The sequence below is a fragment of the Rothia amarae genome, from assembly GCF_014705945.2.
GTDB lineage: Bacteria > Actinomycetota > Actinomycetes > Actinomycetales > Micrococcaceae > Rothia > Rothia amarae.
On the sequence record NZ_CP061538.1, the window covers coordinates 1,128,547 to 1,148,713 of the forward strand.

At 49.7% G+C, this 20,167-nt stretch carries 18 protein-coding genes and 2 tRNA genes; 16 read left to right on the plus strand and 4 right to left on the minus strand.

Annotated features, from left to right (window positions below; translation table 11 throughout):
• Positions 1-144: 144 nt before the first annotated feature.
• Together IDM48_RS05460 and ettA are read left to right on the plus strand one after the other, a co-directional pair.
• Positions 145-693, plus strand: coding sequence for a single-stranded DNA-binding protein (locus IDM48_RS05460; protein ID WP_145176185.1), 549 nt, complete (start codon positions 145-147; stop codon positions 691-693).
• A gap of 153 nt (positions 694-846) precedes the next feature.
• Positions 847-2,526 carry an energy-dependent translational throttle protein EttA gene (gene ettA / locus IDM48_RS05465; protein ID WP_068170078.1) on the plus strand — a complete coding sequence of 560 codons (1,680 nt, stop codon included), beginning with the start codon at positions 847-849 and terminating at the stop codon, positions 2,524-2,526.
• Between the two features lie 87 nt (positions 2,527-2,613).
• Here the strand turns inward: ettA and IDM48_RS05470 are convergent, their stop codons facing one another.
• Positions 2,614-3,552 carry an acyl-CoA thioesterase gene (locus tag IDM48_RS05470; protein ID WP_190618472.1) on the minus strand — a complete coding sequence of 313 codons (939 nt, stop codon included), beginning with the start codon at positions 3,550-3,552 and terminating at the stop codon, positions 2,614-2,616.
• A gap of 72 nt (positions 3,553-3,624) precedes the next feature.
• Here IDM48_RS05470 and IDM48_RS05475 point away from each other — a divergent pair, with 72 nt between their 5' ends.
• Positions 3,625-4,335 (plus strand): DUF8185 domain-containing protein, encoded by a 711-nt coding sequence (locus IDM48_RS05475; protein WP_190618474.1) that lies wholly within the window; start codon positions 3,625-3,627, stop codon positions 4,333-4,335.
• A 2-nt stretch (positions 4,336-4,337) separates the two neighbouring features.
• Here IDM48_RS05475 and IDM48_RS05480 read toward each other — a convergent pair whose 3' ends face one another.
• Positions 4,338-4,760 carry a globin gene (locus IDM48_RS05480; RefSeq protein WP_190618476.1) on the minus strand — a complete coding sequence of 141 codons (423 nt, stop codon included), beginning with the start codon at positions 4,758-4,760 and terminating at the stop codon, positions 4,338-4,340.
• Between the two features lie 104 nt (positions 4,761-4,864).
• Positions 4,865-7,402, minus strand: coding sequence for an aminopeptidase N (gene pepN, locus IDM48_RS05485; protein ID WP_190618479.1), 2,538 nt, complete (start codon positions 7,400-7,402; stop codon positions 4,865-4,867).
• Between the two features lie 207 nt (positions 7,403-7,609).
• On the opposite strand from pepN, the gene IDM48_RS05490 reads away from it, so the two are divergent.
• The 13 genes from IDM48_RS05490 to IDM48_RS05550 all read left to right on the plus strand — a co-directional run bounded on the left by IDM48_RS05490 (position 7,610) and on the right by IDM48_RS05550 (position 18,656).
• Positions 7,610-8,110: a ribose-5-phosphate isomerase gene (locus IDM48_RS05490; RefSeq protein ID WP_068170062.1), complete on the plus strand. Its 501-nt coding sequence runs from the start codon at positions 7,610-7,612 to the stop codon at positions 8,108-8,110.
• Positions 8,110-8,997, plus strand: a complete 888-nt coding sequence (locus IDM48_RS05495; protein ID WP_145176173.1) for an Fpg/Nei family DNA glycosylase — start codon at positions 8,110-8,112, stop codon at positions 8,995-8,997. Before IDM48_RS05490 ends, IDM48_RS05495 begins: the two co-directional genes overlap by 1 nt.
• 115 nt (positions 8,998-9,112) lie before the next feature.
• Positions 9,113-9,183, plus strand: a tRNA-Gly gene (locus tag IDM48_RS05500).
• A 174-nt stretch (positions 9,184-9,357) separates the two neighbouring features.
• Positions 9,358-9,432, plus strand: a tRNA-Pro gene (locus tag IDM48_RS05505).
• Positions 9,433-9,555: 123 nt separating this feature from the next.
• A complete protein-coding gene (gene tig, locus IDM48_RS05510; RefSeq protein WP_190618480.1) occupies positions 9,556-10,869 on the plus strand; it encodes a trigger factor in 1,314 nt (437 codons plus the stop codon).
• Between the two features lie 186 nt (positions 10,870-11,055).
• Positions 11,056-12,069 (plus strand): siderophore ABC transporter substrate-binding protein, encoded by a 1,014-nt coding sequence (locus IDM48_RS05515; protein ID WP_190618482.1) that lies wholly within the window; start codon positions 11,056-11,058, stop codon positions 12,067-12,069.
• A 74-nt stretch (positions 12,070-12,143) separates the two neighbouring features.
• Entirely contained in the window at positions 12,144-13,139 is a 996-nt protein-coding gene (locus IDM48_RS05520) for an ABC transporter permease (protein ID WP_190618485.1), read from the plus strand.
• Positions 13,140-13,209: 70 nt separating this feature from the next.
• Positions 13,210-14,205, plus strand: coding sequence for an iron chelate uptake ABC transporter family permease subunit (locus IDM48_RS05525; RefSeq protein ID WP_238398058.1), 996 nt, complete (start codon positions 13,210-13,212; stop codon positions 14,203-14,205).
• Positions 14,202-14,957 carry an iron ABC transporter ATP-binding protein gene (locus tag IDM48_RS05530; RefSeq protein WP_068170044.1) on the plus strand — a complete coding sequence of 252 codons (756 nt, stop codon included), beginning with the start codon at positions 14,202-14,204 and terminating at the stop codon, positions 14,955-14,957. Before IDM48_RS05525 ends, IDM48_RS05530 begins: the two co-directional genes overlap by 4 nt.
• A gap of 173 nt (positions 14,958-15,130) precedes the next feature.
• Positions 15,131-15,763, plus strand: a complete 633-nt coding sequence (locus IDM48_RS05535) for a ClpP family protease (RefSeq protein ID WP_190618487.1) — start codon at positions 15,131-15,133, stop codon at positions 15,761-15,763.
• Positions 15,764-15,795: 32 nt separating this feature from the next.
• Positions 15,796-16,473 (plus strand): ATP-dependent Clp protease proteolytic subunit, encoded by a 678-nt coding sequence (locus IDM48_RS05540; protein WP_068170039.1) that lies wholly within the window; start codon positions 15,796-15,798, stop codon positions 16,471-16,473.
• A 215-nt stretch (positions 16,474-16,688) separates the two neighbouring features.
• Positions 16,689-17,975 carry an ATP-dependent Clp protease ATP-binding subunit ClpX gene (gene clpX, locus IDM48_RS05545; RefSeq protein ID WP_190618489.1) on the plus strand — a complete coding sequence of 429 codons (1,287 nt, stop codon included), beginning with the start codon at positions 16,689-16,691 and terminating at the stop codon, positions 17,973-17,975.
• A gap of 54 nt (positions 17,976-18,029) precedes the next feature.
• Complete coding sequence (locus IDM48_RS05550; RefSeq protein WP_145176148.1) at positions 18,030-18,656, plus strand: mycothiol-dependent nitroreductase Rv2466c family protein; 627 nt, start codon at positions 18,030-18,032, stop codon at positions 18,654-18,656.
• Between the two features lie 54 nt (positions 18,657-18,710).
• On the opposite strand, the gene IDM48_RS05555 is transcribed toward IDM48_RS05550, so the two are convergent.
• Positions 18,711-20,120 carry an LssY C-terminal domain-containing protein gene (locus IDM48_RS05555; RefSeq protein WP_151144682.1) on the minus strand — a complete coding sequence of 470 codons (1,410 nt, stop codon included), beginning with the start codon at positions 20,118-20,120 and terminating at the stop codon, positions 18,711-18,713.
• Between the last annotated feature and the right edge of the window lie 47 nt (positions 20,121-20,167).

The following is a 20,167-nucleotide window of genomic DNA, read 5'->3' on the forward strand; positions in this document are numbered from 1 at the left end:
AAAGTCACAGACTTTTCCACAAAACCAAAAATTCAGATAAATAAGGGAAGTTATCCACAGGTTTACGACTCCTCACCCGGCACGATAACCCGCGATGAGCTCCAATGAGAGAACAAATTTTATTTTCACACTCAGGAGTAAACCATGACAGATATGATCACCATCCGCGGATTCGTAGCCACTACCCCTACGCTTAACAAACTGCCCTCAGGGCTTCCTGTTGCAAACTTTCGAGTTGCGTCAACTCCTCGATGGTACGACGCGCAGCAGCAGGTGTGGCGCGAAGGTACCACGAATTGGTACACCATCAACTCCTACCGGGCGCTCGCCCAGCACGCCAATCGAAGTATTTTCGTCGGGCAGCCAGTGATTGTCACCGGCAGACTTAACGTCAAGCAGTGGAGCAACGACGACGGACGCAAGGGCACCACGGTTGAAATCGATGCATCAGCGATTGGCCATGACTTGAATCTAGGAACATCTTCTTTCAATCGTGCCATTCAGCCTGATACACAGGGTGAAACTCAAAAGAGCTCTATCCCGGATACTTCAGAAAATGGGCAGCACAATGGTATCTCTTCAGAATCTGAAACTTTCCACCCATCAGAAAATGCTGGAGACAACGCACCAGATACACATGGTTTGGTAGAAGGAAATACCACAAATAACGAAGCAGTAACTGCCATGGTGTAATAACCCTTCACCCCCGTGGACCCACCTCGCTCGATGAGGCGGGTCCGCACTGCACAGCCAATCTCTCTTCTCACTGCATCTATTTTTGTTCTCAAGAGGAGAGCAAACTACACGGGCGTGGAATATTTGACGGAACACGGTAGCCTTATAAATATGGCTGAATTTATTTATACGATGAGCAAAGCCCGCAAAACTGTGGGCGATAAAGTCATCCTCAATGACGTATCCATGTCATTCTTCCCCGGTGCCAAGATCGGTATGGTTGGCCCTAACGGTGCTGGTAAGTCAACCATCCTTAAAATCATGGCTGGACTTGACACTCCATCAAACGGTGAAGCGCGGCTATCACCCGGTTACAGCGTGGGAATCCTCCTTCAGGAGCCCCCGCTGAACGAAGAAAAAACTGTATTGGGCAACGTCGAAGAAGGCGTAGGCGAAATCAAGGGCAAACTTGATCGATACAACGAAATCTCTGAAGAGATGGCGAACCCCGAAGCTGACTTCGACGCGCTCATGGAAGAAATGGGAAAACTTCAAGAGGCTATCGACGCCGCCAATGCATGGGATCTCGATTCTCAGCTTGAGCAGGCAATGGAAGCACTTCGTTGCCCTCCTGCCGATAGCCCCGTTTCAAACCTCTCCGGTGGCGAGCGCCGTCGTGTGGCACTGTGCAAGCTCTTGCTGGAGAAACCCGACCTTCTTCTGCTCGATGAGCCCACCAACCACCTCGACGCTGAATCCGTTCTGTGGCTTGAGCAGCACCTGAAGTCCTACGAGGGCGCAGTTATTGCTGTAACCCACGACCGTTACTTCTTGGATCACGTCGCTGAATGGATTGCTGAAGTTGACCGCGGCAACCTCTACCCCTATGAAGGTAACTACTCCACCTACTTGGAGAAGAAGCGCGCCCGTCTTGAGGTTCAGGGTAAGAAGGACGCCAAGCTCGCTAAACGCCTTTCCGACGAACTCGATTGGGTTCGTTCGAATTCCAAGGGCCGTCAGACGAAGTCCAAGGCTCGTCTGGCACGCTACGAAGAGATGGCAGCAGAGGCTGAGAAGACTCGCAAGCTGGACTTCGAGGAAATTCAGATTCCTCCAGGACCTCGCTTGGGTAACGTCGTCATTGAAGCTGAGAACTTGCAGAAAGGCTTCGACGGTCGTTCCCTCATCAACGGTCTGTCCTTCTCGCTGCCTCGAAACGGCATCGTAGGTGTTATTGGTCCTAACGGTGTCGGTAAATCGACCCTTTTCAAGACCATCGTGGGCATGGAAGAACTCGACGGCGGCGAACTCAAAATCGGCGATACCGTCAAGATTTCCTACGTGGATCAGAACCGAGCAAACATCGATTCTGAAAAGACCCTCTGGGAAGTAGTTTCTGACGGACTCGATTACATCCAGGTCGGGCAGGTAGAAATGCCCTCTCGAGCTTACGTCTCCGCCTTCGGCTTCAAAGGTCCAGATCAGCAGAAGAAGGCAGGAGTGCTCTCCGGTGGTGAGCGTAACCGCCTCAACCTAGCTCTCACTCTGAAACAGGGCGGCAACTTGTTGCTCTTGGACGAACCGACCAACGACCTCGACGTCGAAACCCTCGCATCGCTTGAAAACGCACTCCTGGAATTCCCCGGTTGTGCAGTCGTCGTATCACACGACCGCTGGTTCCTCGACCGAGTCGCCACCCATATCCTTGCGTGGGAAGGTACCGAAGAAAACCCCGATAACTGGTACTGGTACGAAGGTAACTTCGAATCCTACGAGGAAAACAAGGTAGAGCGATTGGGCCCTGAGGCAGCCAAGCCCAAGCGCGTGGTTCACCGCAAGCTCACCCGCTAATCGATTCTGAAACCACACCAAAAGCCCCATTGTTCACGCAGATCAATGGGGCTTTTGGGCATTCATTTAAGACCCGGGAAAACTTGACTAATCCTGGTAGGGAGCCGTAATATTCTCCCGGTATTCAGGCAAGCGAAGCATCGTTTCCTGCGCAACAGTAGCCACATGCACTCCTTCTGCCGTAAAAATCTTGCCTGTCGCTAACGAACGTGCATCCTGAGCACTGGGTGAATCCAGCACATACAGCAACCATTCATCAGCACGCGCCGGGCGGTGAAACCACACCGCGTGATCGAGGGAAGCAACCTTCATACCTTGCTCCAGCCAGTACTTGCCGTGCGCTCGCAGGCCAGGTTCAACAGGCACGTAATCTGAGGCGTAGGCGATTGCAGCTTGGTGGATGATGGGGTCATCACCTAGTGGAGCGAAAGCTTTGAACCAGATGGCTGTACTGGGTTTGCGCTCGGGATCTGCCGCGAGCCACAGCGGTGGCTCCACATGTCGGATGTCAAAGGGGCGTTCAAAGGCGATTGCCTGGGCAATGGGCAAAGGAACATGCCCGACGAGTTCAGCCACCGTGGGCAAAGATTCTGGATCGGGGATATTTTCAGGAGCGGGGGAGCTGTGCTCGGCACCTTGAGTATCAGTTTGATAGGAGGCAATGGCAGAAAAGATTTCTTCAGACGCCTGCGAGGCTTGAATGCGTCGGGTAGAAAATGATCTTCCGTCGTTAAGTTTCTTGACGTTAAAGGACAGTGGCTGGTCAACGTCTCCTGGCCGCACAAAGTATGCATGAATCGAGTGCATGGTGCGGTCTGCGGCAACTGACTGGGCCCCAGCAACAATTGCTTGGGCAAGGACCTGACCACCATAAATACGGCTGGATTCCCTGTTAAGCGTCATCGCTTCAAAGCTTTCGAAGCCGTCTTTAGATTCCTTTGGATTGAGTTGCAACATGCGGAGGAGGTCATCAACTGCCGGTACTCCAGCGGTCTTTTCTTCAATACGTTCTGTGCTATCGGACATGTTCTTACCTTTCTCACAACGCGGTAATCTATTGAATGTACTTACCTTCTAATCTGCAGTAGAAAGGCAACCGTGGCAGAAAATTCATCTCAGAGCGGATTCCCTGACTCCCTACATCTAGGCGATGCCAGGACAGCAAAAGACCTAGCAACTTTTATTACCCGGATAAGATCCGTAGATTCTCAAGCTGCTGTACGGCTGACCGCTTCCGGCTCAGTTCTTGCCGCATTTGTAAGTACGCTATACCCCCAAACACTTTTAGATACCACCCCCACAGTGTTGGGAATGCGCGCCATGAGGCTTCAAACTCCTGCCCATGTGGACGTCGTCGTCGAAAGTTCTGTACTTCTGGATAGATTGGCTCGCATTGTCGAAGAAAATTATTTCCTCAAAATCCCTCCTGTAATTGTTTCTGCGCCGTGGAGCGGGACCACACCGCCCTTACAGGGGTGGGAAGAAAAAGGGGTCATTGACGCAGACGACCTTTTCACCGCCGCCAGTGAGGGCATGAAAGCCGTTGACGGAGCTCTTCCTCAAAATCCCGGACATGCAGTACTCGATACTGTTCGTTCGCGCATCTGGACTTCATCTCTAGAGCTAAAAGCAGAAAGCAACACGGTGTTGCTGCAAGAGGTTGAACTCCCCAGCGCGGTGGCTTTTACCGCCGTCGTGATGGGCTTTCTACCCCCAGTATTTGAAGGTACGTTACGCGTTTTTTGCAGTGGTGAGTGGGTAAGAATAACCGCGCCTGGGGGATATATTCTTTCAAAGCGGGGTAAATAGATTTACTCGGGATGATTGTGTGGGTGCTCTGCCGAGTACGCGCGGTTTTGCATTGCGTGCGCCGATCGTTCGAGGTAATCCCACAGCTCTGCCTCGTGCAACGGGGATAGATTCAACGTATCAACCGCCTCACGCATATAGCCCAGCCAGATATCCCGCTCTTTAGGACCAATTGCAAAAGGCATGTGTCGCATACGGAGCCTAGGGTGACCTCTTTCAATTTGGTATGTTTTCGGTCCACCCCAATATTGTTCGAGGAACATCCGCAAGCGGCGCTCTGCCGGTTCTAAATCTTCTTCGGGATACATTGCCTTGAATTCAGGGTCAGCGGCAACGCGCAGATAAAATTCCCGGCATAATTTCTCAAAGACGGGGGCGCCGCCTACTTGGGCGTAAAAACTGTGAGGGTTGATATTTTCACTCATGCAACCAGTGTAGGCGCTCTGAAAAAACTGCCCAATGACATTGATAAGAGACCGGGCATCGCTTCTTCGCAAAGAAACGATGTCCGGTTATTTTTGAATACATTCTAGATATCAGCTGTCTGAACCCTCAAGGCACGTTCTGCGCCATCTCGGGCTTCTGAAATCTGACGGGCTAATGAACCCGCATCTTCAGGCAAGGATGCCAGGAAGTTTTCGGTTTTCTCCAGTAACTCAGCAGAGTAATTGCGGGGATAAAGCCCCACGATGACCTGCTGGGAAATTTCATGACTGCGGTCGCGCCAGACCTTTTCCACAGAATCGAAATACCGATCTATGTAAGCATCGGTAAGCTCATTCTTATTTCCACTAAAGAAACCTGCAATTGCCGAGCGCTGAATAATGTTAGAAAGCTTATTGCTCTCTACGACGTCGTTCCATACGTTTTCTTTTGCTTGGGCGGTAGGGATTGAAGCCTTGGCAGTTGCAGCAGCCTGCTGGCCGTTCGAAGTATTGTCTTTCTCCAGCTCGGCGTCGATATCCTGCTCAGTACGCCGTCCGCCAGCTGCAAGAGAGGTAACGAGAGTCCAGCGCAAATCGGTATCGATCTCAAGACCCTCTAAAACGGTTTCTCCGGTGAGCAAAGATTCCACCACATCTAGCTGTTCTTCGGTTTCCGCTAGGCGAGCGAAGGTGCGCACAAATTGTAGCTGGTTATCGGAGTCAGCTTTGGCCGCCTGTGTGATTTCCCAGAGTCGGTTGGCTGCCTCAATACGGGTTTTCTCAGCGGAGGCACGGGCAACGTAAGAACGTAAAGTCAGTTCCAGGTTAGCGAGTTGAACTCGAACAGCAGTGGAGTTCGTTTCTTCACCGATGTTGTTCAGCACCAAGTCGACGAAAGAGCGGGCCGGCATCTCTGCATCGCGGGTGGTATCCCAGAGCGAACCCCATACCACTCCTCGTGCTACTGGAGAATCGATCGCACCTAGATGCGATATAGCTGTTTCTCGGGATTTCTCATCCAAACGAATCTTGGCGTAGGCGAGATCTTCATCGTTAACCAGAATGAGATCAGGACGGCTCTTACCAGCTGCTTCTGTAACTTCGGTGCTTTCGCCGTCGATATCCAGCTCGAAGCGGTCGGTGCGAGTCAAAGTGCCATCTGTGAGATTATAGAAACCCACTACCAAGCGATGCGGTCGAAGCGTTTCATACCCATCGGCAAAACTCTGGCGGATCCTTAGCGAGGAAATTTTGTCCTCAGCTTCTTCGACCTCAGTGCTGAGAGTGTTGACGCCGGCTGTTTCTAGCCATTTCTTGGACCAGGTCTTGATATCTCGGCCGGATGTTGCCTCAAGCTCCACTAAGAGGTCGTCCAGAACGGTGTTTTTAAAGGCGTGTTTGGTGAAATATTCACTGAGTGCTGCCATGAAAATTTCTTGTCCGACCCAGGCCACCATTTGGCGAAGCACAGAAGCACCCTTGGCATATGTAATGCCATCAAAGTTGACCTGGACATCGTTCAAATCGCGGATTGGTGCGACGATGGGGTGGGTTGAAGAGAGCTGATCTTGGCGGTAAGCCCATGTCTTTTCAGATGCCGAGAACGTTGCCCATGCTTGAGAGGCAAAACGAGTGTTTTCTGCAGTGGCAAGCGTAGACATGAATTCTGCGAAAGATTCATTGAGCCACAAATCATTCCACCACTTCATGGTGACTAAATCGCCAAACCACATATGGGCCAGCTCGTGCAGAACGGTTACAGCGCGGCGCTCAATGAGAGCTTCTGTGGTTTTAGAGCGGAAAATATAATGTTCGAGGAAGGTCACAGCACCGGCATTTTCCATGGCGCCGGCATTAAATTCGGGAACGAAAAGTTGGTCGTATTTCTCAAAGGGATAAGGGGTTTTGAACTGTTCTTCATAGAACTCGAACCCCTGACGTGTAATGGTAAAGATTTCTTCAGAATCTAGATATTCCATGAGAGATTTGCGAGCGAAAATACCTAACGCGATGTCGCGTCCCTCTGAATTCGTCAGAGATGAGGTGACTTTTTCATATGGCCCCGCAATGAGAGCTGTGATGTAAGAGGAAATGCGGGGAGTTGGCTTGAACTTCCAGGTCTTTGAACCTTCAAGGGAATCTTGTGAAACTTCTGGTTGATTTGAGATTACTTCCCAATGGGCGGGTGCCTTGACGGTGAATTCGAATTCTGCCTTGAGGTCTGGTTGTTCGAAAACAGGGAATACGCGGCGAGAATCGGGAACCTCAAACTGTGAGTATAGGTAAACTTCGCTATCTACCGGATCAACGAATCGGTGCAAACCTTCGCCGGTATTGGTATAGAGAAAATCGGCGTCGATTTTTAGCACGTTTTTCTTGGCAAGAGCGGGTAGTTGAATCCGTACGCCGTCGGCATGGGAAGTATCCACGGACTCGCCGTTGAGTTCAATTGATCGCACTGAATCGGTAATTGCATCGATGAATGTGCTCTGACCTTCCACCGCATCAAAAGTGATGACAGCTTGAACGGGAAAGACTTTTTCATCCGCAGTGAGATCAACGGTCATTGCGTAAGAATCAACGCGTGTAATGATGGATGCGCGTTCTTCAGCTTCAGCGCGCGTAAGGTTCATGCCGGGCATAAGGCACCTTTCTTCTTGAATCCTTGAAAGAGTGATTCACAACTTTAGAAGCACCCTAGGGCTCACATAGAATGTGAATAGCCCTTTCGAGCTTACTCTTGATAGTAGTGGGCTAACTCATATATTGAGAACTTTTGTCTGATTCATAACCCTTTTGTAGTAGCTAGTCATTCACTGAAGCCAAGAGTGGCAGAAAAGAGAACTAAGGTGCGAGTACACATTGCAACTGATCATGCCGGACTTGAAATGAGCCGGTACTTCATCGATGAACTCACCAAACTAGGCTATGAGATGGTAGATCATGGTCCTGCTGAATACGATGCTCTTGATGATTATCCCAGCTTTTGCATCAATGCAGCGCTGGCGGTTAAACACGATCGGGAGTCCGGTCTCGACTCGTTGGGCATTGTGCTCGGAGGATCAGGTAACGGTGAGCAGATGGCGGCGAACAAAGTTGAGGGAATCCGCGCGGCTCTGGCATGGAACCACGACACCGCAGCACTAGCGCGTGAACATAACAACGCTCAGGTTGTCGCTATTGGCGGACGCCAACATTCTCTTGAAGAGGCCCTGGAGATTATCAAGATTTTCCTTTCCACCCCATGGGCGGATGTCGAGCGTCATCAGCGACGCATCTCTCAGATAGAAGAATTTGAAAAAACGGGAGATATCTCGGGAAAAAATATTGAAAATTTTTCAGGACAGTAATGCCTGAAGGACATTCTATTCACCGACTTGCCCGACAATTCAATGATGTTTTTGCCGGGCAAGTTCTGCAACTTTCCAGCCCGCAAGGTCGGTTCGTAGATGGCGCTCAACTTCTCGACGGTCATCGTTTAGAAGAGGCTTTTGCCCACGGAAAGCACCTTTTTCTCCGATTTGATAATGATCTTTACCTCAACGTACATCTGGGTATTTACGGTGCCTGGAATTTTGGAGGGGATCAACAGTTCCGTGGAGCTTCATCCATCGGAGCGCCTCGAAAGGTAGGGGAATTTGAGCTTACAGAGGGCGCTGAGGTGGGGGAGTACAGCAGTCCACCACCACCCAAGCCGACTGTGCGCGTCCGTATCGTTTCTGCCCATGGATGGGCGGATTTAATTGGACCGACCGTGTGCCGCACGCTAACTGCTGATGAGAAGGAGATGGTGCGCGCTCAATTAGGGGCAGATCCGCTCGATGGTGATGCGAATCCCCATCAGTTCTTCTCTGCACTTTCAAAAACTGCCCGACCCATCGGCGTCGTCCTCATGGATCAAAAAATAATTTCTGGAATCGGAAATATCTTTCGCGCTGAGGTCTTGTACCGACAGCAGATTGACCCTTTTCGCCCGGCAAAATCGTTGAGTGTGGAAGAACGGCACGCTGTATGGGAAGATGCTCAAAAACTATTGCAAGTCGGTGTAGAGCTGGGGCGGATTGTTACCACTGAAGAGGATTACCGTCCGGGTATACCCTTGGCAGAAGCGTGGCCAGAACATGCCAACTATGTCTATCAGAGGCAAGGACAAGTATGCTTTCGTTGCGGAGAAATAATCCGGGTTCAGCAAGTTGCGGCGCGGAACCTTTTTTGGTGTCCTGGCTGCCAGAACTAAGCCATATTGGACGCAATCTTCTCAAATAAAACAACAAAATTCAGCACCTGTGGTTTTTCGATTTGACAAGGTACCGGAAAATTGTGTTTACTGTATAAGTCCCATCCGGACAGATGGGGATGTAGCTTAATGGTAAAGCCTCAGTCTTCCAAACTGATTACGCGGGTTCGATTCCCGTCATCCCCTCTCAATAAAAGCTTCACCCGCGGGGAGTCGTAGGTCAGGCATTTTTATTGCCCACTCCATGAGGAATAATGAAGCGTGTTTCTGCAAGAAGCCACGCCGAATATTTTCTGATGGATCTAAAAGTGGGAAAATCCAAGAAATACCGCTAAACTTTTTAGTGCTTGCGGCATTTTGCGGGGTGTGGCGTAGCTTGGCTAACGCGCCTGCTTTGGGAGCAGGAGATCGCAGGTTCGAATCCTGTCACCCCGACATGAGTTAACAGAACCCGCCGCATATCACGGCGGGTTTTTGTTATTTCATAAGCCTAAAGATATTGAAATGCACACTCAACCGAGTTTGCGTCACCGACTATATATCAGGAGACCCACGGACGTGAAAACTGCCGTCGAGAAGCTTAATCCGACCCTCGCAAAGATTGAGGTCGAGATTCCTTTCGCAGAATTCAAGACCTACCTTGATCGCACCTACAAGTCCCTAGCTGAGCAGATCCAGGTTCCTGGCTTCCGTAAGGGTAAGACCCCTCGTGCACTCATTGAACAGCGCGCAGGCTTTGATTTCATCGTTGAGAACGCACTGAATGAAGGACTCAACGAGTTCTACCAGCAGGCTCTTGCTGAAAATGATTTGACTCCTCTTGCACAGCCCGAGCTGGATATTATCTCCAAGCCCGAAGAAGATGCTCGTGAGAACGATGTCAAGCTCACTATTGAAGTTACTGTACGCCCCGAGGTTGAGGTACCTAACTACGAAGGCATCAAGGTTGAGGTAGCAGCAACTGAAGTTTCGGCTGAAGACGAGCAGAAGCAACTGGATGCACTGCGTTCACGTTTTGCTACTTTGAAGACCGTAGATCGTCCTGCAGCTAATGATGACTTTGTCACCATTAACCTCAACGCTTCTATCGATGGCGAAGAAGTTGACGCAGCGAACGACCTTTCTTACCAGGTTGGCGCAGGCACCATGCTTGAGGGTCTTGACGAGGCGCTCACCGGTCTTTCTGCCGGTGAAGATGCTACTTTCGAAACCAAGCTTGCAGGCGGCGAGCACTCCGGTGAAGAAGCAACTGTAAAGGTTGCACTCACCGCAGTTAAGGAACGCGAACTTCCTGAAGCTGACGACGATTTTGCTCAGCTTGCCTCAGAGTTCGACACCATTGATGAACTCAAGGAAGACCTGAAGAAGCAGGCTGCTGATTCCAAGGTTGCAGAGCAAGGCGCAGAAGCACGCGATAAGGTTCTTGCAAAGCTCGTTGAGATGGCTGACATCGAAGTACCTGAGAAGGTTATCGAAGAGCAGATTAACCAGCACTTCAACAATCCCAGCGCTGAAGAAGGTCACGATACCGAAGAGCACCGCGCAGAAGTTCGTGAAAATGCTGAAACCGCATTCAAGAACGAGATGATTCTTGATGCGATTGCTGAGAAGGAAGAAATTGGTGTTGAGCAGGCTGAGCTCATCGACTACATCATCACCATGTCTTCTCAGTACGGTATGGATCCCAACCAGTTCGCACAGATGCTGGATGGCTCCGGTCAGGCTGGTTTGATGGTGGGCGAAGTACGCCGTTCCAAGGCTCTTGCAGCTGTCATCGAAAAGGCAGAGGTCAAGGATTCCGAGGGAAACATCGTGGACCTTTCAAAGTACCTGGGTGGAAACGAAGAAGCTGAAGAAGAATCAGCTGAGTAGTATCTAGCTCGAATACATCAAGGGAGGCTCCGAATGGAGTCTCCCTTTTTTGTACCCAATAAATGGTAAAATAAATAAGAAATATAAGTATGTTCTAATTGAAGTTAGGTAAGGCTTAGTTTAGTGTGGGGAGCGACAAGTTTTTGTCCACATAAAACATACACACCAAAACTCAAAGGAATTTTCATGCGCAAGCCCACCCTAGCGATTACTTCTTTGGCCGCGACTGCCCTCCTTGCACTCACGGCATGCGGTGGAAGTACAGCTTCTGAAACACAATCTGCAAGCGACTCCTCAGCAACGTCGTCCTCCGCTCAGTCAGAGCGCACTATCTCAGTTGAAGATAACTTTGGCACGCATGAACTTTCCTTACCGGTTGAAAACGTTGCTGTAACTGATAACCGTTCATTTGAACTCCTCCAGAATTGGGGAATCGAACCTGTTGCCGCACCGAAGTCTCTTATCCCTGCGACTCTTTCAGAGATGAAAAATAATGAGAACATCGTTGATATCGGCACTCACCGCGAACCTGACCTCGAGGCGCTTGCAGCAGCTGAGCCCAAACTCATTATTAATGGGCAGCGTTTCTCCCAATACTATGAAGACATCAAAGAACTGAACCCCGAAGCGACCCTCCTCGAATTTGAGCCGCGTGAGGGAGAACCTCTTGACCAAGAACTCAAGCGACAAACGAAGGCTTTGGGAGAAGTTTTTAACAAAGAAAAAGATGCCGAAAAACTTATTGCTGATTTCGATCAGGCGCTAGAGCGTGCAAAGAAGGCCTACAACCCTGAGCAGAAAGTCATGGCAATCAACGTTTCTGGCAGCGAAATTGGTTATGTTGCACCGGGCAAAGGACGTTTCTTTGGTCCCCTCTATGATTTAGTGGGCATGACGCCGGCTATGGAAGTTGAGAACACCTCGGATAATCACAAGGGCGATGACATCAGCGTTGAAGCTATTGCTCAATCCAACCCTGACGTGATGCTTGTTCTCGATCGTGACGCGGCAATTTCTTCCGGAGAATCAGCAAAACCTGCTCAAGAAGTTATTGAGGGAAGCGATGCGCTAGCCAATGTCAAGGCTGTAAAAGACAAGAAAGTTATTCTTGCGCCTTCTGATACCTACACCAACGAAAATATTATTACCTATACAGAGATGCTGAACCAGATGGCTGATACCTTTGAGCAATCAAAATAACGAAAATATTTAGTGTCCATTATTTCCTATTGCTCACAGGTCGCTCTACCGGGAGCGGCCTGTGGAGGTAAAGTTTGAATTCAACTGTAGCACTCACACCCAAGCCACGCACCAGCCGAGCGCCACTCTATACAGCAAAATTAGGGCTCGGCTGCTTGCTGGTTCTAATTCTGCTGGCGCTCTCCCTCCTCACCGGTGCCTTCGATATTTTTTCAGGGGAAGAGGGCAGAGAAATGTTTGCAATCAGCCGAGTCCCTCGAACCATTGCGCTAGTGCTTGCAGGAGCCGCGATGTCCATGTCCGGATTGGTCATGCAGCTGATTACTCAAAATCGCTTTGTGGAGCCTTCTACTACTGGTACAACTGAGTGGGCAGGTCTGGGATTGCTGACTGTCCTGTTTTTTTATCCTTCGGCGTCCATCTTGTTCAAGATGTCCGCTGCCGTGGCATTTGCTTTTATCGGTGCGATGATTTTCTTTCTCTTCTTGCGCCGAATTTCGCTCAAATCGTCCCTTATCGTCCCCATCGTAGGAATTATGTTGGGTGCAGTAGTGAGCTCTGTATCCACTTTCTTTGCTTTGCAGACAGATATGCTTCAGTCGCTGTCTGTCTGGTTCGCAGGATCATTTACCTCTATCTATCAGGGGCAATATGAAATCCTCTGGATTGTTCTGGGCGTTGTGATTGCCGTATTTATTTTGGCCGATCGTCTAACACTAGCGGGTCTGGGTGAAGAATTTTCTACCAACGTGGGGGTGAATTACCGACGAATGGTACTGATTGCAACTGCCCTCATAGCGATTGCCACCGGTGTAGTGACCGTGGTGGTGGGATCCCTTCCTTTTCTGGGATTGATTGTGCCGAATATCGTGAGCATGTTCCGCGGGGATGATCTGCGGAGTAATCTCCCATGGGTGTGCCTGGGCGGAATCGCTGTGGTAACACTGTGTGATATTCTCGCCCGCATTATCATTGCCCCCTTCGAAATGCCTGTTTCTGTGATTTTAGGTGTTTTGGGAGCTACCGTCTTTGTAGGGCTGGTTGTGAAAGGTGGAGCAAATGCGCGATGAGAGGACGGACGCTGGGCAAGTGCTGTTGATGCATGACTCCGTAGCATCAAAGTCACAGAGCAAGACTCGAATGAGCGGATCATTTCGCACGTCATCTGACCGTACGAAGTATTGGATTTTGATGGGGGTTCTCTTAGCAGGTAGTTTGCTGGCTACCTTCGGTTTACTTGCTTACGACAATCCCATGCCTTTTGGCACACGTCGTTTTTGGATTATTGCTCAGCGACGGGCCGATGCCGTTACCGCCATGGGAATTGTGGCATTATGCCAGGCTGTTTCAACTATTGCTTTTCAGACGGTGGCGAACAATAAAATCATTACCCCGGGAATCATGGGGTTTCAATCGCTCTATGCAGCCATTCATACGTCCACCATCTTTTTCTTTGGTGCCACAGGGCTCCTCAACGCACGCACCTTTGAAATGTTTCTCTTTCAGGTACTTGTCATGGTGGGATTCAGTTTTTTGCTTTATGGCTGGTTACTGCGGGGAAAGAATGCCAATATGCACTCCATGCTCCTGGTGGGAATTATTCTAGGCGGAGGACTGGGGTCGCTCTCTACTTTTATGCAGCGCATGCTGACCCCCAGCGAGTTCGATATTTTGACAGCGCGTCTTTTCGGCTCGGTCAATAATGCTGAAGCAGAATACTATCCGGTTGCGGTACCGCTGGCCGTGGGCTCTGCGCTAATTCTTTTCTTCCTTTCGAAGAAGCTGAATGTCATTTCACTGGGCAGGGAAACTGCAGAGAACTTGGGCGTAACTTTTTCTCGCGTCGCCCTTACCGTGCTGGTGCTGGTTGCCGTGCTTTCAGCAGTATCGACGGCGCTGGTGGGTCCCATGATTTTTTTGGGTTTCTTGGTGGCTATGTTGACCTATCAGAGCGCGCCTACTTACGACCATAAGTACCTTTTTCCGCTGGCAAGTTTGCTAGCCTACTTGGTGCTTACCCTCTCGTATTTTCTGATGAATCATATTTTTTCTGCCCAGGGTGTAGTCAGTATAATCATTGAATTTGTGGGGGCAGTGGTCTTCTTAACAATTATTTTGCGAAAGGGAGCATTGTGATAACTCTGAAGGATGTCAACAAAAACTACTCCTCGGAGGTGTCCATTGGTCCTGTAGATTTAGAAATTCCGCGCGGTGGGATTACAGCTTTAGTAGGACCAAATGGCGCTGGTAAATCGACGCTGCTCACTATGATGGGGCGGCTACTGGGGATTGATCAGGGTGCCATCGAAATCGCAGGAATGGATATTACGACAACGAAGTCAAAAGACCTTGCCAAGATTGTTTCGATTCTTAAGCAAGAAAATCATTTTATGACCAAGCTGACGGTGCGGCAGCTGGTGGGGTTTGGTAGGTTCCCGCATTCGAAAGGTCGGTTAACCGCTGAAGATGAGGAAATCATTTCCCGGTATATAGATTTTTTGCACCTAGCAGAACTTGAATCTCGCTATCTTGATGAACTCTCTGGCGGGCAACGTCAACGGGCTTACGTTGCTATGGTGCTTGCCCAGGAAACAGAGTATGTGTTGTTGGATGAACCTCTGAATAACCTTGATATTTCGCACTCTGTTCATATGATGCAACATCTCAAGGACGCCGCAGAACAGTTCAACCGTACGATCATTGTGGTGTTGCACGATATCAATTACGCTGCCCGCTACGCCCGGTACATGTGTGCTATGAAGAATGGAAAAGTCATTCATATGGGCCGCACCGAAGAGCTGATGAACAATCAGATTTTGACTGATATTTTTGAAACACCTATCGAAGTCATTTCAACGCCTCAGGGTCTTCTTGCGTGCTATCACTAAAAGTGCGTGCTTCTGCAAGCCAGGGCATCGGAATAGTTAAGCTCTAGGCCGGTTGCGTGTGCCAACAGCGAACTGTTTTCCTATGGCAAGCAGGTTTCGATAATCTTCTATTAACCAAAATTTTCAATGCCTCGTTGTAATAACGAGGCGTTAGAGAAAAGGAAGAAGTATTAATGACTAACATTTTGCCTTTGCCGCAGTTCTCCGCAGGCTCAGAACCCACCATGGAAACACCTATGGGCGGTCAGGACGACTACGTCTTCAACCGTTTGCTCAAAGAGCGCATCATTTGGTTGGGTTCGGAAGTACGTGATTCAAATGCTAACCGCATCTGCTCACAGATGCTTCTTCTTTCTGCTGAGGATCCAGAAGCTGATATCTACCTCTACATCAACTCACCCGGTGGTTCAGTCACTGCAGGTATGGCAATTTACGACACCATGCAGTTGATTCCTAATGACGTCGTAACCGTCGTTACCGGTATGGCAGCATCCATGGGGCAGTTCCTGCTGACCGCAGGCACCAAGGGCAAGCGCTTTGCAACTCCCAACGCACGAATTCTCATGCACCAGCCTTCCGGTGGTATCGGTGGTACCGCATCTGATATCCGCACCCAGGCTGAGCTGATTCTTGATATGAAGAAGCGTCTTTCGCAGATTACTGCTGATCGCACCGGTCAGAGCTTGGAAACAATCCTCAAAGATAACGATCGCGATAACTGGTTTACCGCTGAAGAAGGATTGGAATACGGATTCTTCGATCACATCGCAACCAGCGCCGGTTCAAAGTTTTCGGACAATAAGTAATCGCGGATCCACGTTTTTAGGAGATATAACTTATGAATTTCAATCCCTCAATGATGGCTCCTGCAGGTATGCCAGATAGCCGTTATGTTTTGCCCAGCTTTGAAGAGCGCACCCCTTACGGCTACAAACGCCAAGATCCTTACGCCAAGTTGTTTGAGGATCGCATTATTTTCTTGGGTACTCAGGTAGATGACGCCTCTGCAGACGACATTATGGCGCAGTTGCTCGTTCTTGAATCCCAGGATCCTGATCGTGATATTACGCTGTACATCAATTCACCCGGTGGTTCATTCACCGCGATGACAGCAATCTACGACACGATGCAGTACATCCGCCCTGAAATTCAGACGGTCTGTTTGGGGCAGGCGGCGTCTGCTGCAGCTACCCTGTTGGCAGCAGGAACTCCCGGTAAACGATTGGCTCTTCCAAACGCCCGCGTCCTCATTCACCAGCCTGCGCTCGGTGGTCAGCAGGGTGGACAGGCATCCGACATCGAAATCCACGCTAATGAAGTGATGCGCATGCGTGATTGGACGGCGCAGACTCTTGCTCTGCATTCGGGTAAAACCGCTGAGGAAGTTGACCGCGACATCGAGCGTGACAAGATTATGACCGCTCAGCAGGCTTTAGAATACGGTCTGGTGGATCAGGTTCTTGAATCACGCAAGGCTGTGAAGCCAAAGTTTAACCAGGCAGAAGATTTTAGCTAATCACTGCTGGTTAGAAATAGGGGGTGCTACTGGTCAAACGAACAGTAGCGCCCCTATTTTATTTCGCCGATATTGAAGGCGCTTAACACGCAGCATCGGAAACGTCATCTTGTCATTTTGAGATAAAGTGCGAGATATGTAAAAGACGAGTTTGGCTTGGCTCAAATTACAGGTAGCCTTGGATTAGATTCGGTCGTATTGAAAGGACAAACAGCATGGCGAGAATGAGCGAAGCTGCTGAACTTCTCAAATGCTCTTTCTGTGGGAAGAATCAGAAACAGGTTCGCAAGCTCATTGCCGGTCCAAATATCTATATTTGTGATGAGTGTATTGAACTCTGCAACGAAATCCTGGATGAAGAACTAGCCGACGTTAAAGATCTTTCGAGCACGCTCGAACTACCTACCCCTCGCGAGGTTTTTGCGCATCTCGAAGAGTACGTCATTGGGCAAGAACAAGCTAAACGTGCGCTCTCTGTAGCTGTTTATAATCACTATAAGCGAATTCGTGCAGCAGAGTCGGCTGTCAGCGATGCTCAAACACTTTTGGCAACCGAGGGCGAAGACGTTGAAATTGCCAAATCGAATATTCTTCTGGTGGGCCCCACCGGTTCTGGTAAAACTTACCTGGCCCAAACCCTAGCTAAAAAGTTGAATGTGCCTTTCGCCGTCGCTGATGCTACCTCTTTGACCGAAGCAGGTTATGTGGGGGAGGACGTGGAGAATATCCTCTTGAAGCTTATTCAAGCTGCAGATGGAGATATCGAAAAAGCGCAGCGTGGCATCATCTATATTGACGAAATTGATAAGATTTCCCGCAAAGCTGATAACCCCTCTATTACGCGAGATGTATCAGGGGAGGGCGTTCAACAGGCTCTCTTAAAAATTCTTGAAGGAACAGAAGCCTCAGTTCCACCGCAGGGCGGCCGCAAGCATCCGCAGCAGGACTTCATCAAAATTGATACAACGAACGTGCTTTTCATCGTTGCCGGAGCCTTCGCTGGTTTAGAAGAAATCGTGGGGAACCGGGTGGGGCAAAAAGGGATTGGTTTCGGTGCGCCCATTCAGATTGCTGATGAGAGCGACGACTTCATGCTCAAAGTCATGCCTGAAGATCTTTTGAAATTTGGTTTGATTCCCGAATTTATTGGGCGTTTACCTGTTTTGGCTGCTTTAGGAAAGCTGCGCCAGGAAGAACTTACCCGTATTTTGACCGAGCCGAAAAATGCTTTGGTGAAGCAGTACCGCCGTATGTTTGCTCTCGATAATGTTGATTTAATTTTTGAAGATCAGGCGATTGAGGCAATTGCACGGCTGGCTATTGAGCGTGAAACGGGGGCGCGAGGTTTGCGTTCAATCATGGAGGATTTGCTTCAACCGGTCATGTTCGATGTACCCTCACGGTCAGATATTTCTGCCGTTATCATTGACGCCGATGTAGTGGCGGGGAATAAAACACCCGAACTGGTGTTCTTCCCTGAAGAGACAAAAAAATCTGCCTAAAGCTTGAGCTTCTGCTCATCTAAGGTGCTATGAATTCTATCGATGGAGGAAAGAATGTCTGAAACTTCAAAAATTGATTTTTGGTTTGATCCTATCTGCCCCTGGTGCTGGATGACCTCACGCTGGATTAAAGACGTTGAAAAAGTTCGCGACGTTGAGGTTCAGTGGCATCCATTTTCTCTCGCGGTACTCAATGAAGGTCGCGATTTGCCCGAAAGCTACCAGAAGCATATGGATGAGGCATGGGGCCCTGTTCGCGTAGCTACTGCTGTTTCTGAACGCTATGGTCAGTCTGAGGTAGATGCGCTTTACACTGCCTTGGGCGAAGAGATTCACCACCGCAAGAATAATGACAACAAGTATTCTGACGCTATTGAAAAAGCACTAGCGGCAACTGGACTTCCTGCAGAGCTTGCTGAATTCGCTACTTCTGGTGAATCAGATGAGCGGATGCGAACTTCAACTAAGGAAGGTCTAGAAGCAGCCGGTGGTGACGATATCGGCGTCCCACTCATGTCCATCAACGGCGTCACCTTCTTCGGTCCGGTCATGAGCCCTGCTCCTACCGGTGAAGAAGCAGGTAAGGTGTTTGACGGCGCTCTCGCTTTGGCATCCTACCCTGGCTTCTTTGAGTTGAAGCGCCCTCGCAATGTAGGCCCAATCTTTAACACTGAACAGTAACAACTGTAGAGACAATTCTGGGCGGTCAGCTTAGCTGACCGCCCAGAATTATCTTTATTTGAGATCCGATTTGGAGAGCCATGGCGTTTTGAGCGTCTTGGCTTTTTCTGTATAACGGCGTGCTTGGTCTGAGGTGTAGGCGAGCATCGCAAAGACCAAGATAGTCATTTGACCCAGAATAGTGATGAGCTCAAGGTGCTTGCCCCAGACGTAGGTTCGAAAGAGCAAAACGAGAAAAGCAAAGGCCAACAAGTCGAGGGTGAAGAGACGAGCTCGGGAGGACCCTTTGAGCAAACGCCAAGCAAGAAACCATAGCATAGCAACGAAGAGAACGACGCCGTAGGGGAGAAAGCTCTCAAAGGTTTCGATAAACTTCTCGCCGCCTAGATAATCAACAATCTGCTGCAGTGTAGGTTCTGAAGAGACCATCTCTTGAATATCTAAGGGATTGCGTAGCCGGTAGAGGAGTTGCACACCTTGGACAAGCCCCCACAGCGCGACCATCACTGAACCTACCAAGAGGTTCATGGGAAGTTTACGGGCGATGTCACTGGCAGAGTGAAGATTGATGCGGTCATCACGCACCGACCTATGTTTAGGTTGGTTGTGAAGCTGCACAATGGGTAAGTTACCGTCGGTGACGATATTGTCGCCCCCGCCATTCCGCGAGTGATAACCGGTTGAAAAATCTTCAATCACCTGAACGTCAGTTCCAGGAGCTACATACTGGATGGTGTCCAAAATATAGTCGCGCTCGTAGTCCGTCTCGGCGTCGATACGGTGCGTGATTTGAAGAGTGAAGAAAGAAAATCCGACACCGGTGTCGTAGGTGGCGGCGGCAATCCAATCAACTTTTTGCCCACCGGGAAGAACCCACCCTTCCGGTGATTTCCAAAATCGTACGTGATGGCGTTTGAGCGGATTTCCATCTACTTCCAACTGATATGCAAAGGCTTGGATATTTCCAAAGAGTTGCAAAGGAGAAATAGGAGCTTCGGGATAGGACTTTCTGGTGAGGGTCGACTTAACGATGCCCCAGGATGACTTCAGCGTAATATCGTCGGCACGGGACCAACCTGCTTGGGTCATGACCTCATGAATTTGTTCAGCTGTTCCTCGGAAGCCAAGGTTGATGGGATCGCCCAACAGGCCGTCGTTGGTTCGGGTTCGCCCAATAAAGTATTCAGGCACATAAATGCGTGTAAAAATGGCGTGCAGACGGGGGAGCGTGAGATAGGCAGTAAAGGCCCAGAAGAGAAAGAGTAAAGCTAAATTCAGCCAGGAGTTTTGCAACCCTTGCTGAAAAATAAGGAGGGTCAGCACCGAGGCGGCGAGCCCTGCAAAGACAAAGAAGATACTGTCCGTGGCACCTGCAGTGAAACGGGTTTTGGGTATGAGGTGGTATTTGCGTCGCTTTTTGCGGGCAGTTTCCCCACGGTAGACCGGCACCTCAGGCGTGTTCATCTATATCCTCACTTAATACACAAATGGGTCGCCCGTAGAGATGACGG

Excerpts from the sequence above, each read along its gene's own strand:
- IDM48_RS05460 (WP_145176185.1), top strand. The coding sequence starts at position 145 with ATGACAGATATGATCACCATCCGCGGATTCGTAGCCACTACCCCTACG.
- ettA (WP_068170078.1), top strand. The coding sequence starts at position 847 with ATGGCTGAATTTATTTATACGATGAGCAAAGCCCGCAAAACTGTGGGC.
- IDM48_RS05470 (WP_190618472.1), bottom strand. The coding sequence starts at position 3,552 with ATGTCCGATAGCACAGAACGTATTGAAGAAAAGACCGCTGGAGTACCG.
- IDM48_RS05480 (WP_190618476.1), bottom strand. The coding sequence starts at position 4,760 with ATGAGTGAAAATATCAACCCTCACAGTTTTTACGCCCAAGTAGGCGGC.
- pepN (WP_190618479.1), bottom strand. The coding sequence starts at position 7,402 with ATGCCCGGCATGAACCTTACGCGCGCTGAAGCTGAAGAACGCGCATCC.
- IDM48_RS05495 (WP_145176173.1), top strand. The coding sequence starts at position 8,110 with ATGCCTGAAGGACATTCTATTCACCGACTTGCCCGACAATTCAATGAT.
- IDM48_RS05515 (WP_190618482.1), top strand. The coding sequence starts at position 11,056 with ATGCGCAAGCCCACCCTAGCGATTACTTCTTTGGCCGCGACTGCCCTC.
- IDM48_RS05525 (WP_238398058.1), top strand. The coding sequence starts at position 13,210 with ATGAGCGGATCATTTCGCACGTCATCTGACCGTACGAAGTATTGGATT.
- IDM48_RS05535 (WP_190618487.1), top strand. The coding sequence starts at position 15,131 with ATGACTAACATTTTGCCTTTGCCGCAGTTCTCCGCAGGCTCAGAACCC.
- IDM48_RS05540 (WP_068170039.1), top strand. The coding sequence starts at position 15,796 with ATGAATTTCAATCCCTCAATGATGGCTCCTGCAGGTATGCCAGATAGC.
- clpX (WP_190618489.1), top strand. The coding sequence starts at position 16,689 with ATGGCGAGAATGAGCGAAGCTGCTGAACTTCTCAAATGCTCTTTCTGT.
- IDM48_RS05550 (WP_145176148.1), top strand. The coding sequence starts at position 18,030 with ATGTCTGAAACTTCAAAAATTGATTTTTGGTTTGATCCTATCTGCCCC.
- IDM48_RS05555 (WP_151144682.1), bottom strand. The coding sequence starts at position 20,120 with ATGAACACGCCTGAGGTGCCGGTCTACCGTGGGGAAACTGCCCGCAAA.